Annotated in this window: 11 protein-coding genes and 2 pseudogenes; 3 read left to right on the top strand and 10 right to left on the bottom strand. The window is 73.0% G+C overall.

What is annotated here, in order from left to right; genetic code table 11:
• Positions 1 to 52: 52 nt before the first annotated feature.
• The gene (locus IE251_RS14680) at positions 53 to 1,102 is read right to left on the bottom strand and encodes a rhamnogalacturonan acetylesterase (RefSeq protein ID WP_189753385.1); all 1,050 of its coding nucleotides are present in this window, start codon (positions 1,100 to 1,102) and stop codon (positions 53 to 55) included.
• 189 nt (positions 1,103 to 1,291) lie between these two features.
• Here IE251_RS14680 and IE251_RS14675 point away from each other — a divergent pair, with 189 nt between their 5' ends.
• On the top strand, positions 1,292 to 2,971 hold the full coding sequence (locus IE251_RS14675; RefSeq protein ID WP_189753384.1) for a rhamnogalacturonan lyase B N-terminal domain-containing protein: 1,680 nt from the start codon (positions 1,292 to 1,294) through the stop codon (positions 2,969 to 2,971).
• Positions 2,972 to 2,978: 7 nt separating this feature from the next.
• Here IE251_RS14675 and IE251_RS14670 read toward each other — a convergent pair whose 3' ends face one another.
• Both IE251_RS14670 and IE251_RS14665 read right to left on the bottom strand, forming a co-directional pair.
• Positions 2,979 to 4,388, bottom strand: coding sequence for an RICIN domain-containing protein (locus IE251_RS14670; protein WP_189753383.1), 1,410 nt, complete (start codon positions 4,386 to 4,388; stop codon positions 2,979 to 2,981).
• A gap of 1 nt (position 4,389) precedes the next feature.
• The gene (locus IE251_RS14665; protein WP_189753382.1) at positions 4,390 to 5,502 is read right to left on the bottom strand and encodes a glycoside hydrolase family 43 protein; all 1,113 of its coding nucleotides are present in this window, start codon (positions 5,500 to 5,502) and stop codon (positions 4,390 to 4,392) included.
• Positions 5,503 to 5,649: 147 nt separating this feature from the next.
• On the opposite strand from IE251_RS14665, the gene mmuM reads away from it, so the two are divergent.
• The gene (gene mmuM / locus IE251_RS14660; RefSeq protein ID WP_189753381.1) at positions 5,650 to 6,576 is read left to right on the top strand and encodes a homocysteine S-methyltransferase; all 927 of its coding nucleotides are present in this window, start codon (positions 5,650 to 5,652) and stop codon (positions 6,574 to 6,576) included.
• Between the two features lie 706 nt (positions 6,577 to 7,282).
• Here the strand turns inward: mmuM and IE251_RS14655 are convergent.
• From IE251_RS14655 to IE251_RS14645, 3 genes are all read right to left on the bottom strand, one after another.
• Positions 7,283 to 8,851 carry a carboxylesterase/lipase family protein gene (locus IE251_RS14655; protein ID WP_189753380.1) on the bottom strand — a complete coding sequence of 523 codons (1,569 nt, stop codon included), beginning with the start codon at positions 8,849 to 8,851 and terminating at the stop codon, positions 7,283 to 7,285.
• Between the two features lie 127 nt (positions 8,852 to 8,978).
• Entirely contained in the window at positions 8,979 to 9,494 is a 516-nt protein-coding gene (locus tag IE251_RS14650) for a hypothetical protein (RefSeq protein WP_189753379.1), read from the bottom strand.
• Positions 9,495 to 9,513: 19 nt separating this feature from the next.
• Positions 9,514 to 10,584, bottom strand: a complete 1,071-nt coding sequence (locus IE251_RS14645; RefSeq protein ID WP_189753378.1) for a DNA polymerase III subunit beta family protein — start codon at positions 10,582 to 10,584, stop codon at positions 9,514 to 9,516.
• A 405-nt stretch (positions 10,585 to 10,989) separates the two neighbouring features.
• Between IE251_RS14645 and IE251_RS14640 the strand changes: the two genes are divergently transcribed.
• A complete protein-coding gene (locus IE251_RS14640) occupies positions 10,990 to 11,241 on the top strand; it encodes a hypothetical protein (protein ID WP_189753377.1) in 252 nt (83 codons plus the stop codon).
• Positions 11,242 to 11,366: 125 nt separating this feature from the next.
• On the opposite strand, the gene IE251_RS14635 is transcribed toward IE251_RS14640, so the two are convergent.
• The 4 genes and pseudogenes from IE251_RS14635 to IE251_RS14625 form a co-directional block, all read right to left on the bottom strand.
• Entirely contained in the window at positions 11,367 to 11,624 is a 258-nt protein-coding gene (locus IE251_RS14635; protein ID WP_229896767.1) for a hypothetical protein, read from the bottom strand.
• The gene (locus IE251_RS14630; RefSeq protein ID WP_189753376.1) at positions 11,621 to 12,484 is read right to left on the bottom strand and encodes an isocitrate lyase/PEP mutase family protein; all 864 of its coding nucleotides are present in this window, start codon (positions 12,482 to 12,484) and stop codon (positions 11,621 to 11,623) included. The genes IE251_RS14635 and IE251_RS14630 overlap by 4 nt, the downstream gene beginning before the upstream one ends.
• Before the next feature lie 156 nt (positions 12,485 to 12,640).
• Positions 12,641 to 13,000 (bottom strand): annotated as a pseudogene (locus tag IE251_RS40980) (ThuA domain-containing protein); the annotation flags it as partial.
• Positions 12,994 to 13,097, bottom strand: a pseudogene (locus tag IE251_RS14625) (IS481 family transposase); the annotation flags it as partial. The pseudogenes IE251_RS14625 and IE251_RS40980, both read right to left, overlap by 7 nt.

Genomic DNA, 13,097 nt, shown 5'->3' with positions numbered 1-13,097 from the left:
TCGGCGGGAACCCGGGACGCCCCGGTTCCGGTCGGGGCGTCCCGGGGGCCTGTCACACCCGTACCCTGCCCTCGGGGACCAGGTGCCGGGCGAGCAGTTCGTCGCGGACCAGGCCCGCGAAGACGGTGGCGCCGTGCACGGAGGTGTGCGTGTTGTCGCGCTTCTCGTTGTACAGGTACAGCGCCTTGGATGCCTCCGGGCCGAGGGACTCCACCAGGGCCTTGGTCCTGGCGGTGAGGTCGATCAGCGGGACGTCCCCGGCGGCGGCGACCGCGCGGATGACGGCCGGGTGGTCGACGCCGAGGCCGTTGACGAGCAGGGCGGTGCCGTTGTCCAGGGTGCCGTCGGCGTTGAACCAGCGGCGCACGACGGGTGTGACGAGCACGGGTTCGCCGCCCCGGTCCCGGATGCCGGCGACCATGGTCTCCAGGTTGGCTCGGTAGGTGGCCTCGTCGGTGGTCTTGTCGTTGTGGGCGAGCTGGACGAGGACGAGGTCGCCGGGGCGGATCAGCGGCTGGACGGCGGCCCACAGCCGTGGGTCCCGGAGGTAGGTGACCGTGCTCTCGCCGGAGTCGGCGTGGTTGGCGACGGACAGGCCCTTGCGCAGGTACTGCGGGAGCTGCTGGCCCCAGCCGGAGTAGGGGTCGGCGGGCTGGTCGCAGACCGTGGAGTCGCCGATGAGGAGGATCCGGCGGTCATGCCGGGCGGCCGGGGTGACCCGGATGGCGTCGAGGGCGGGCGCGGAACCGCCGAGTGCCAGGTCCAGGCCGGGGGTTCCGTCGGGGCCGGTCGGTTCGCCCTCGGGGGTGCGGACGTCGACGGTGAAGCTGCGGGTGACGTGTTCGCCGGCCGGGACCGCGGTCTCCGGCAGCAGGGTGCGGCGGGTCTCGCCGGTGACGCGGGTGGCGGAGGCCGTGGCGGCGCCGAGCCGGACGGTCACGTCGTAGGTGCCCGGCGGGACGTCGAAGTGGCAGGCGGTGGCGGTGCAGTGCTCGATGCCGGGCGGCCGTTCGCCGTGGGCCCGGGCCGGGGTCGCCGTCAGGGCCGTGCCGAGGGCGAGGGCGGTCAGGGTGGCGCCGCGCAGGGCGGTGAAACGTCTCACTGAGGGCCTCCTCGGCGGTCGGCAAGGTCCGGCGGCTGGACCGTACCGCTCCCGACAAGCGCTTTCTAGACCTGAGCCGGAATTCGCGCGATCACTGACCCGAGACGCGTGAAACCCCTTTCGCGAAAACGATTCAACTGTCACCCTGCCAGTCACCCGCACACCCGGACCTCCGAAGGAGGCACCCCCATGTCCGGATCCCCCGCCGACGCGGTCACGCGTCGCGCCTTCGTCGCCGGCACCGCGGCCGTCGCCGGCTCGGCCGCCCTCGCCGGCCCGCTCGCCGGTGCCGCCGTCGCCGCCGGCTTCGGCTGGCGCGACGACGGGACGAACTACGTCGTCGACACCGGCGCGGCCCTGGTCTTCAAGGTCTCCAAGTCCACCGGCGACCTGACCTCGCTGGTCTACAGGGGCACCGAGTACCAGGGCTACGGCGGCAAGAACTCGCACATCGAGTCCGGTCTCGGCAGCTCCACGGTGACCCTGGCCCAGTCCGGCTCCACCATCCTGATCTCCGTCACCCACGGCACGCTGCGCCACTACTACGCGGCCCGCAGCGGCGAGAACCACATCTACCTGTGGACCGACAAGGCCGACTCCTCGGTCAGCGCGACCCGCTTCATCCTGCGCGTCAGGGCGGGCCTGTTCCTCAACGACCAGCCCGACTCCTACACCTACACGACCAGCACCATCGAGGCGTCGGACGTCTTCGCCAAGCCCGACGGGCAGACCCGGTCCAAGCACTACTCCAAGGTGCGGGTCGTCGACTACGACTACACCGGCTGGTCCGCCGGCGGCGTCGGCCTGTGGATCGTGCGCAGCAACCACGAGAAGGCCTCCGGCGGCCCCTTCTACCGCTCGCTGCTGCGCCACCAGAGCGCCGACGGCGGCGGGCTGTACGAGATCCTGTACTACGGGGAGAACCAGACGGAGGCCGAGCGCTACGGGCTCCAGGGGCCGTACGTCATCGCGTTCACCGACGGCGGGGCGCCCCCGGCCGCCCTGTACCCCGGCACGCTGACCACCCCGTGGGCCGACTCCCTCGGCATCGCCGGCTACGTACCGGACAGCGGCCGGGGCCGTGTCGCCGGGGTCGGCATCGCCGGGCGGGACACGGCGTACCCGTACACCGTGGGCCTGGCCAATCCCTCGGCCCAGTACTGGGCTCCGGCGCGCGCCTCGGACGGGTACTTCTCGGTCTCCCGCGTGCTGCCCGGCACGTACACGCTGACGGTCTACAAGGGCGAACTGGCCGTCCACAGCGCCCAGGTGACCGTCATGGCGGGCACGACGACCACGCTGAACACGCTCACCATTCCCTCGTCCAACGACCCGTCCCGGGCGAGCGCGATCTGGCGGATCGGGGACTGGGACGGCACCCCGGGCGGGTTCAAGAACGCGGACCTGATGACGTACGCCCATCCGTCCGACGTGCGGGCCGCGCCCTGGACCGGGAACGTGGTGATCGGCAGCGGCACCGAGACGTCCGGCTTCCCCTGCTATCTGTGGAAGGGCGTCAACAGCGGCCTGCTCGTCTACTTCCGGCTCACCTCCGCGCAGGCCGCCGCCGCGCACACCCTGCGGATCGGCGTGACGACGGCCTACGCCAACGGCCGGCCGCAGATCACGGTCAACGACACCTGGACCTCGGCGATCCCCTCCCCGCCCGCCCAGCCGGCCACCCGCTCCCTGACGGTGGGCTCGTACCGGGGCAACAACCACACCTTCACCTACAGCGTGCCGGCCGCCGCCTGGCGCACGGACACCGGCCAGTACAACGTGCTGCGGATCGACGTGGTGAGCGGTTCGGGGACGACCGGCTACCTCAGCGCCGGTACGGCCGTCGACGCCATCGACCTCCTCGCCTGACGATTCGTCAGTTACCGCGTGTCCACTGCTGGTTGGCCGCACCGTTGCACGCGTAGGTGATGATCGCGGCCGAGTCGGCGGTGGACCCGCCGGAGACGTCCAGGCACTCCCCGCTCGCGCGGGACGTGAGGGTGACGTACGAGCCGGACGCGGCGAGCGACCACTGCTGGGCGGTGGCGCCGGTGCAGTTCTCCTGGGTGACACCGCTCGCGTTCTCCTGGAGGCACAGGGAACTGTCCCGGCCCACCAGCGCCCGGTAGCCGTTTCCCAGGTCCTTGAACCACCACTTCTGGTTGGTGCCGCCGTTGCAGCCGTACTGGCTGATCGCCACGCCCTGCCACAGCGACCGGCTCGGCACGTCGGCGCACTTGGAACTGTGCCGGGCGATCAGCGTGTTGTAGGCCGCGGCGGTGCCGGTGACGGTGCCGGCCGTGGTGTCGACGGTGATCTCCGGGTACCAGGACATGGTCATCGAGGTGGCGGTGGGGAACGCCAGCGGCAGCCACACGTAGCGGGAGTCGTTCACCGTCCCGCCGAAGGAGTTGCCCCAGCAGTCCCCCAGGTAGAGGTACGAGGTACCCGAAGTGCCCTGCACGGGAAGGACGTAGGCGGTCTGGGATCCGTAGGCGGTGGAGTCGCCGACGGCCTTCCAGGACGTCCAGGGACCGGTGAGGGAGGTGGCGGTCGCGTACTGCTGCTGGTTGGGGTTCCAGCCGGTGGCGCCCGAGGTGAGCATGAAGTACACGCCGCCGCGCTTGAACAGGGCCGGTGCCTCGCGGTGACCGCCGGGCCAGGGGTTGGCGACCAGGCCGGCGATGCCCGTGTAGTCGGCGGTGAGCCGGTAGATGTGCAGGTCGTAGTTCTCGTTGGCGGCCGAGACCAGGTAGGCGGTGCCGTCGGTGTCGACGTAGGTGGTCAGGTCGCGGGACATGTACTGGCCGAGCGGGCGGAAGCTGCCCCGGTAGGTGTAGGTCCCGTCGACCGTGTCGGAGACGGCGACGGCGGCACGGGCCTCGCCGTAGTCGGTGCCGTTCTCCTTGTGCATCCACATCACGAACTTGCCGGTGGCCGCGTTGTAGACGACCTTGGGGCGTTCGATGTAGGCGGTGGACAGTTCGGCGGCGGACGACCGGGTGAGGACGCGGGCGCGGAACTCCCAGTTCCTCAGGTCGGTGGAGCGGTAGGCGTCCACGGACCGGAAGGTGTTGTCGCTGTTGCGGTCCTCGCCGAACCAGTAGTAATAGCCGCCGACTTTGATCACCCCGCCGCCGTGGGCGTGCACCGGGTTGCCCGAAGTGTCGGTGAACTGAATGCCGTTGGCAATGGTCGCCGGTGCCGCCTGGGCGGGTCCGGCGGTCGCCAGGGCGGCGGCGAGGGCGCAGCACAGGGCGAGCAGGACGGCGTACGCGCGTCTCATCTCACGCCCCTTCCCGCACGGTGTCGGCCACGGGGACGCCGAAGTCCGGGGTGCCGTCCGGCTTCCAGCCGAGCTTCTGGATCCGGGTGTGCCGGTTGGGGTCGTGCAGCGGGTCGCCGGTGATCTCCTTGTACTGGCGGGCGTGGTAGACGAGGACGTCGGTACGGCCGTCCTCGGCGACGGTGAAGCAGTTGTGCCCGGGGCCGTACTGCCGCGTGGTGTCGTCGCTGGTGAACACCGGGACGGGCGACTTGGTCCAGCTGCGCGCGTCCAGCAGGTCGGCGTGGTCGTCGGCGGTCAGCAGGCCCACGCAGTAGTGCCAGTCGGTGGCGCTGGCCGAGTAGGTGAGGAAGATCCGGCCGTTGCGCTTGAGGACGTACGGGCCCTCGTTGACCTTGTAGCCGACGCACTCCCAGTCGTACTCCGGTGTGGACAGGCGCACCTGGGGACCGGTGAGGGTCCACGGGTTCGCCATCTCCGAGATCCACAGGGCCGTGTTGTTGTCCATGCCGGGCTCGTGCTGGGCCCAGACCAGGTAGCGGGTGCCACGGTGCTGGAAGGTGGTGGCGTCCAGGGAGAAGGTCTCCCAGGCGGTCCTGATCTGACCCCGCTCCACCCAAGTCCCCTTGAACGGATCGGGGCTGGCGTTCTCCAGCACCCAGATGCGGATGGCCCACACGTCCTCGGCGGGGGCCGAGGCGAAGTAGATGTACCACTTGCCGCCGATCCGGTGCAGTTCCGGCGCCCATATGTGGGCGCCCATCGGACCGGTCGCGTGCGCCCGCCAGATCACCGACTCGGCGGCCGTGGACAGCCCGTTCAGGGTGCGGGCGCGGCGCAGGACGATGCGGTCGTACTCGGGGACGGTCGCCGTGAAGTAGTAGCGGCCGTCGGTGTGGCGGGTGATGTGCGGGTCGGCGCGCTGGAGGACGAGGGGGTTCACGTACGGGGTCGCCTCCGGGCGCTTCTCCGGGTGCGGCTTCGGGGCGGTCGCCCGCGCGGGGGCCGCCTGGGCGAGGCCGGGCGTGACGGCCAGGGCGCCGGCGGCGAGCGCGGCGCCCTTGAGCACCGTTCTGCGGCCGGGGATGTCGGGCAGGTCGTGGTCGCGGCTCATGCGGACTGCCTCTCGGTCGTTCGACATTTCGTACTGCATCTGTGATCCCGAACGCCGAAAAGGTACGGGCGGGCAACGGGAGGGTCAATGGGGCGGGCGCCGGGTCCCCCGGTCCGGTCCCGCCCCGCTTCGACTAGCGTCGTGACCATGACCAGCGACACCTCCCCCAGCCTCGCCGACGCCCTCGCCGCCGGGACGGTCGTGCTCGACGGCGGCATGTCCAACCAGCTGGAGTCGGCCGGGCACGACCTGAGCGACGAGCTGTGGTCGGCGCGGCTGCTCGCCGAGCGGCCCGAGGCGGTCACCGAGGCCCACCTCGCCTACTTCCGCGCAGGCGCGAGCGTGGCGATCACAGCCAGCTACCAGGCCACCTTCGAGGGCTTCGGCAAGCGGGGCATCGCCCGGGCGGAGGCCGCGCGGCTGCTCGCCCTCAGCGTGGACCTGGCCCGCACGGCGGCCCGGCAGGCAGCGGACGCGGGTGTGCGGCGCCCGCTGTGGGTTGCGGCCTCGGTCGGGCCGTACGGGGCGATGCTCGCGGACGGCTCCGAATACCGGGGCCGGTACGGGCTCGGCGTGGCCGAGCTGGAGCGGTTCCACCGGCCCCGGATCGAGACGCTGGCCGCCGCCGCGCCGGACGTGCTGGCCCTGGAGACCGTGCCGGACACCGACGAGGCCGCCGCACTGCTGCGGGCGGTACGGGGACTGGGGGTGCCGGCCTGGCTGTCGTACACGGTCGACGGGCGGCGGACCCGTGCCGGCCAGCCCCTGGAGGAGGCGTTCGCGCTCGCCGCCGACGCGGAGGAGGTGATCGCGGTCGGCGTCAACTGCTGCGCGCCCGGGGACGTGGGGCCCGCCGTGGAGATCGCGGCGCGCGTCACCGGCAAACCGGTCGTGGTCTACCCCAACAGCGGCGAGGGCTGGGACGCCGGCGCCCGCGCCTGGCGGGGCGGGACGACGTTCGGCACGACCCAGGTCTCGGCATGGCGCGAGGCGGGGGCGCGGCTGATCGGCGGATGCTGCCGGGTGGGGCCGGAAAGCATCGGGGAGATCGCGCGGACACTGGACGCGGTCTGAGCGCAATCCCCTGCCGGGAGGATGCGGAGGGGCCAGGAGCGTCGCCGCCGATGAGCCCCCACCGACACGCGAGGCCAGGCGGGGGCGCGGCTGATCGGCCCGGAGGCATCGGGGGGATCGCGCGGACACTGGACGCGGCCTGAGCGCAGTCCCCCCGCCGAGGGCACACGGAGGCACCAGCAACGGCGCCGCCGATGAACCCCCACCGACACACCAGGCCAGGCGGGGGCGCGGCCGATCGGCCCGGAGGCATCGGGAGGATCGCGCGGACACTGGACGCGACCTGAACGCAGCCCCCCGCCGAGGGCACGCGGAGGAGCCAGGAGCGGCGTCGGGAGGAGCACCCATCGGCACGCGAGTCGGCACGGGGGCGTGGCTGATCGGCCCGGAGAGCATCGAAGAGATCGCGCGGACACCGGACGCGGTCTGAGCGCAGTCCCCCGTCGGGGGAACGCGGGGGCATCGGTGCCGTCCGGTGGTGCGCTGATCGGCGCGTGGGGTGAGGCCGAGCGCCCGGGCGGCGCCCCCGGGTCGAACAGCGACACCGAGCGCCGATGACGTTGCGTGTCCGATCCCGTACGATCGGTGCCTATCTATCCGGCGTGTCCGGCGACAACCCGGGCCCGCCCCGGCCGAAGCTCCGGCCGCCCGGACCCTCCCACCGGGCGGCCGGCTCGTTCCGTGCCTGCCTGGCCGGGCCCCGTCGTCAGCGGCGCAGCGGGCCCACCGAGCGGCGGAGCCGGCGCATGGCGGAGGCGAGTTCGGCGCCCGGGGCGCGCGGGACGGAGTGGCGCGGGGGCTCCGGGGCGGCGGACGCGGTGGCCCACAGGGCGACCTCCGCGTCCCGTGGGCCGAGGGCGACGCACGGTCCGCCGTCGTCGAAGATCCGCACCGGGTGGGTGGCGTCCCAGGCCGCCCAGCCGGGGTCCCCGGTCGTCGCGAACCGCACCCACGCTGCGTGCATGGCGTCGCACAGCTCCTGCGGCGCGCCCTCACCGGCCAGCTTCCTGGACTCGGGCACGCCCCCGGTGTCGAAGACGAACCCCAGTTCCAGGGCGTGGCAGGCACCGAGGCCGGGCAGCCGGGACGGCCACGCGAACTCGTACAGGTAACTGGTGCCGGGCCGGGCGTCGGCGAGCCGGTGCAGCGGCACCCGCAGCAGGTGGTCGGTGACCATCTGGCCGACGATCTCGGCGGTTCCGGCGTCGGGGTGCAGGGCCCGGTAGCCACGCGGGATGTCGTGGCCGGCGTGGCAGCGGGCCATGGCCCCGGCCAGGGCGACCGCGCCGAGCCGGTCGACGCGCTCCAGCAGCCCGCCGGGCACCAGCCACAGCCGGTACTCGTCCCGGGTCCAGCCCATCAGCAGTTCGGCGTCCCGGGCGGCGGTGCCCTCTGCCAGCGCCTTCAGCGGGTCGCGAGGCACGAGGTCGCCGTCCACCACGATGCCGAACGCGGGACCGCCGAGCACCGGGCTGCCGAGCCGGCCGACCTCGGCCTGGGTGCGCAGCAGCAGACCGCGGTCGACGGCGGCGAACGCCTCGGCGGTGGCCGGTATCCTCAACCGGGCCGCCATCCGGCGCACCACGCGCCGTACCTTGTCGCGGTCGGAGACCTCGGGCGGTCCGCTCTGCAGCACCGCCCGCCGGATCAGGCCCCGCGTCCGGGGCGCGGCCAGCAGGGCGCCCGTGCTGATGGCGCCGGCCGACTGTCCGCACAGGGTGATCCGGTCGGGGTCGCCGCCGAAGGCCGCGATCGTCTCGTACACCCAGACCAGAGCGGCGAGCTGGTCGCGCAGGCCGGGGTTCGGGGGCGCGTCGGGGAACAGTCCGTACCCCTCCACGCCGAGCCGGTAGTTGACCGAGACGCAGACGACCCCGTCGCGCGCGAAGGTGCCGCCGTCGTAGACCGGCACGGCCGAGGAACCCCTGGTCAGCGCGCCGCCGTGCAGCCAGACCAGCACCGGGAGCCGGGCGCCGGGTCCGGGCTCGGGGGTCCATACGTTGAGGTTGAGACAGTCGTCGCCGGGGATGTCCGGGTCGGACAGGTACTGGGCGAACGCCTCGGAGTACGGCGGTTTCGGCGCGGTCGGCCCGAAGGCAGCGGCGTCCCGGACCCCGTCCCAGGGCTCGGGCGGCCGGGGCGGGCGGAACCGCAGCGGGCCGAAGGGCGGGGCGGCGTACGGGATCCCCCGGAAGACCGCGACACCCCGCTCGTACCGGCCGCGTACGGCCCCGTAGGGGGTCGTGACCACGGGTCCCGCCTGGTCTGCCGCCATCGCCGCCAGCCCTTCGCCACGCGGCCGCACCGCTCACCGGTGCGGACACCGTTCACATCAGAGCACCACACCACGCGAACGTATTCCTGTGCACCCAACCGCCGCACGGCCGTCCGGGGGACGCCCGCTACGCGCCGGCTCCCGGCGCGGAGGCCCGCTCGGCGGTGTCCCGGCGGGTGATGGCCTCGGCCACCTCGCCGATGGCGGTGCGGACGAGGGTGCCGTAACCGTCCTCCGGGAGACCCGAGGCGTGCCGCCGGGCCGCGGTGATGTGTGCGGCGGCGGCGTCGAAGGAACCGAGCCGGCGGTGGAGGTCGGCGAGGTTGAGGTGCAGGGACGGGCGGAAGCCGGAGAGGCGGAGGCCCTCGTGGTGGGCGCGCAGGCGCTGTTCGGTCAGCGCGTCGGCGGCGTCGAGGGCGCGGATGTCCCAGGCCAGGGCTTCGGCGGGGTCGTCGTAGAGGTCGGCCAGGTGGTGGGCGAGGGTGCAGCGGTGCAGCGGGTCGCCGGTGACGCCGATCGCGGACCAGAGGTCCAGGAGTGCCCGGCGGGCGGCGGCGGGGTCACCGGCCCGGCCCTGGGCGACGGCCCGGCCGATGGCCTCCATGACCGGGTCGGGGGTGGCGGGGGCGGGGGCGGTGGTCATCGCGTGGTGTCCTTGTCGGTCAGGCGGAGTGGTCGTGCCGGACGGGCATGGCCAGGGTGGTGAGGTCGCCGCGGTCGGCGGAGCGGATGGTGACGGGCAGGCCGGGGCCGCGCAGGTCGAGCAGTACGTCGGGGCCGACAGCCGTGCTGACGGCCGGGTAGAGCGTGGTCAGCTCGAAGGAGACCCTGAGCTCCGGCCCGGTGACGGTGGCCGGCAGCGCCGCGCCGGGGCCGGGGTCGCCGGCCGCCCGGACGTGCAGGCCGTGCCGGGTCGCCCGCAGCGTGCTGCGCTCCCCGGAGTGGTCCTCCAGCGCGCGCAGCAGCGGCTCCTTCGCGACCGTCACCCGGGTACCGGCATCGGGGAGCGAGGCGAGCATCAGCCGGTGGTCGGGGAACTCCGCCCCGAGCAGCCGGCAGTGCCGGTCCACGCGGTCCGCGCCGCGCAGCCGGATCGTGTGCGGTGTCGCTTCGACGCGCAGCAGGGGACTGCGGCGGATGTGGGTGAGCGCGGTGCGCAGGTCGTCGCCGTCGACCGTGGCGGCCCAGTGGGTGGTCGCGGGTTCGGCGGGGACCAGGGTGCGGATCGAGAGCCGGTAGCGGTCGGTCGCGGTCAGGGTGACCGCTTCCGGGGTCGCCTCCATGCGCAGCCCGCCGAGCACCGGCATCCGCGGGTCCTGGGCGGTCGCGGTCAGGACCTGCTCGATGGCGTCGGCCAGCACCGGTCCCTTCAGCGCGGCGAGGGGCAGGCTCGGCGCGCCGGTGAGCGAGGACTTGATCACGGCGGCCTCGCGCCGCACCGCTTCCGCGTCCGCGAGGGCCTTCGCCACGTGCGCGTCGATCAGCCGGGCCGCGTCCCCGGGCCTGGCGTCGAGGACCGCCTCGGCGGTGGCGAGAGGCATGCCGATCTCCCGGAGCCGGCGGAGTCCGGCGGCCCGGGCCACCTGGTCGGCGCGGTAGTAGCGGTAGCCCGTGACCGGGTCCACCTCGGCGGGGGGCAACAGCCCGGAGTCGGCGTAGAACCGCAGCGCGCTGGCGGTCAGTCCACTGCGCCGGGCGAAGATCCCGATCGGCATCAGCTCAGAGTTGGGCACGGCGTCATCGTGGGGCTTCAACCCACTCGAAGGTCAACAGACGTAGGACGGCGGGCGCCGCTTGGGTCGAGGGGCGGGGGTCGGGGGTGGCCCCGGTTCGGGCGGCGGGCGCCGGGAGTGACCCGGGTTTCGGGTCCGTATGGCCAGGGGTGCCGAAGTCGTCCTCCCTACCCTCCCGTGAATTCCTCTGTCTCCCGTCGTGTTGAGGCGCAGCTTTACGCCCGCCGAGGCGTGCGCCGAGCGGTAACCGGCGATCCGGCTGGTACGGCGGGTGAGCACGGCCCCGCCGGCGGTCCGCCCCACGGTGTACGGGCCCGTAACCGCCCAGCGGCCAACCGCGTGATGTCCGGGCCCGGTTCGGCTGCCGGGCGGTGACCCCGCCCCCGCGGCGGTCGTTGGCCGGGCATGAACCACAGCACGCGTATCGCCGCGCCCCTCGCCGTGGCCGCGGTCGTCCTGGCCGCCGCCTACGGCACGGCCCATGCCGCCCGGCACACCCTGGCCCCCGCACAGCAGCGCGCCACCGTGACGTCCCCCGCGGTCTCCGCCGGGACCTCTCCGGCGAACTCGTCCGCGGTCTCGCCCGCCGACGAGCACGACCCCAAGGAGGACGTCGAACTCGACGAGAACGGCCGCCCCGACGTCGGAGAGGACTGAGCCCCGGCGGAGTTCGTCACGCGTGACGGCCGGTCACCTCCCTCGGGGGGTGCCCGGCCGTCGCTCGTGTTCCGTTGTGTTCCGTTGTTCTCCCGGTTCCCGGGTCCCCGGGTCCCGCGCGCCCCTCAGTCCTCCTCGTCCTGGTCCGGCCCGGCGAGGAGGGCCTCCACCACGTCCACGGCGCTGCCGTCGTGGTCGCTGCCGGCGGTGCCGCTGCCGTTCTGGAGATTGGCCGTGCGATCGACTTCGAGCCAGGAGTCGGCCTCGGAGTTGTCGATCACGGTGATCAGGCTCTCGGACGCCACGGCCGGGGCGGCACCCGCCCCGAGGAGGGCGGCGACGGCCGCCGCGGCCATACCGAGCCCGGACACGGCACGGGTCACACGCCCACGCCCTCGGGGACGAGCCGTTCACGGGCGATGTTGCGCTCCAGCAGGCTGGTGGATGCCTTCACGCCGACGCCGCTCGCGGGATCGACCTCCGGCAGCCGTCCGTCGGCCGCCTTCAGACCGGCGAGCGCGGAGTCCATCGCCTCGTGAGCGGCGAACAGGCACGGGGTGCTGTAGATGGCGACGTCCACGCCGAGGTCGGAGAGTTCACCGAGGGACAGCCGGGGCGACTTGCCGCCGGCGATCTGGTTGAACAGCAGCGGCTTGTCCCCGACGACCTTGCGGATCCGCTTGATCCACTCGACGCTGCGCACCCCGTCGACCAGCACCACATCGGCGTCGGTGGCGGCCAGCCGCTCGGCGCGGTGCAGGATGTCGTGCTCGTCCGTGGCGTCCGTACGGGCGACGACGACCAGGTCCTTGCGGGTCTCCAGGACCTTGTTCAGCTTCTCCAGGTACTCGTCCAGGGGCAGTACCTGCTTGCCGTCGGCGTGGCCGCAGCGGCGGGGCCGCTTCTGGTCCTCCAGGATCACCCCGGAGGCGCCGATGCGCTCGAGCCCCTCCACGACGTGGCAGGCGACCTCGGGGTCGACGTACCCGTCGTCGATGTCCACCAGCAGGTGGTGGTGCGGGAAGGCGCCCCGCAGGCGCTGGACGAAGGCCACCATGTCGGGCCAGGCGATGAATCCGATGTCCGGCAGGCCGTAGTACGAGGCCGCGAAGCCGAAGCCCGAGACGAACATCCCGTCGTAGTGCTTGGCCGCGATCGACGCCGAGTACATGTCGTACACGCCGATCAGCGGTGTGGTCCCGGGCCCGGCGATGGACTCGCGCAGCTTCTTACCGTAAGACAAGGTCCGGCTCCTTCTGTGGGTGGGTGACGCGGGCAGGATGGGTCACGCGTCTCGACGCCCTTTGCCAAGACAAGAGCATCTCTAGGTAGACACATGACCATCCCTCTACGCGAGCTTTAGTCACCCCAATGGAGGAACCGGTTCACCGAAGAAACGTTATTTGGTGGCTCCGGACGCCCAGAGGAGTCCGCCGTTCAGGTGAGCCAGGAAGTCCGGGTCGCGGTACGCGCCCGAGGCATGGCCAAGGGATGTGTAAAACATTCGCCCGCCTGCCGGGCCCCGCTCGCGGCACCAGGCCAGCGGATGGTCCGCGCCCATCCCGCCGCCGTCGTACGACCCCTCGTCCGCGCGCAGCAGCACCCGCGCCGGGCCGTCCGGGACGCGGTCGAAGTCGTACCACTCGTCGGTGAACTCCCACGCCGGCGGCAGATGCCGGGTGGCGGGATGGCCGGGGTCGGCGACGAGGGCCAGCCCCGGCTGGTAGGCGGGGTGCCGAGTGAAGCGGGCGCCTAGGTGTACTGACCCGTGAGGTTGGGGACGCGGCTGGCGGGTGGTTGCCCTTTCAGCGCGGTGTGTCCGCGGTGGTGATTGTAGGTGTGCAGCCACTGCGGGA

The organism is Streptomyces eurythermus, assembly GCF_014649115.1.
Lineage (GTDB): Bacteria > Actinomycetota > Actinomycetes > Streptomycetales > Streptomycetaceae > Streptomyces > Streptomyces eurythermus.
Note: the sequence above shows the minus strand (reverse complement) of the source record. Positions and strands in the feature narration are given on the sequence as shown.

Excerpts from the sequence above, each read along its gene's own strand:
- IE251_RS14640 (WP_189753377.1), top strand. The coding sequence starts at position 10,990 with ATGAACCACAGCACGCGTATCGCCGCGCCCCTCGCCGTGGCCGCGGTC.
- IE251_RS14675 (WP_189753384.1), top strand. The coding sequence starts at position 1,292 with ATGTCCGGATCCCCCGCCGACGCGGTCACGCGTCGCGCCTTCGTCGCC.
- mmuM (WP_189753381.1), top strand. The coding sequence starts at position 5,650 with ATGACCAGCGACACCTCCCCCAGCCTCGCCGACGCCCTCGCCGCCGGG.
- IE251_RS14650 (WP_189753379.1), bottom strand. The coding sequence starts at position 9,494 with ATGACCACCGCCCCCGCCCCCGCCACCCCCGACCCGGTCATGGAGGCC.
- IE251_RS14665 (WP_189753382.1), bottom strand. The coding sequence starts at position 5,502 with ATGAGCCGCGACCACGACCTGCCCGACATCCCCGGCCGCAGAACGGTG.
- IE251_RS14655 (WP_189753380.1), bottom strand. The coding sequence starts at position 8,851 with ATGGCGGCAGACCAGGCGGGACCCGTGGTCACGACCCCCTACGGGGCC.
- IE251_RS14670 (WP_189753383.1), bottom strand. The coding sequence starts at position 4,388 with ATGAGACGCGCGTACGCCGTCCTGCTCGCCCTGTGCTGCGCCCTCGCC.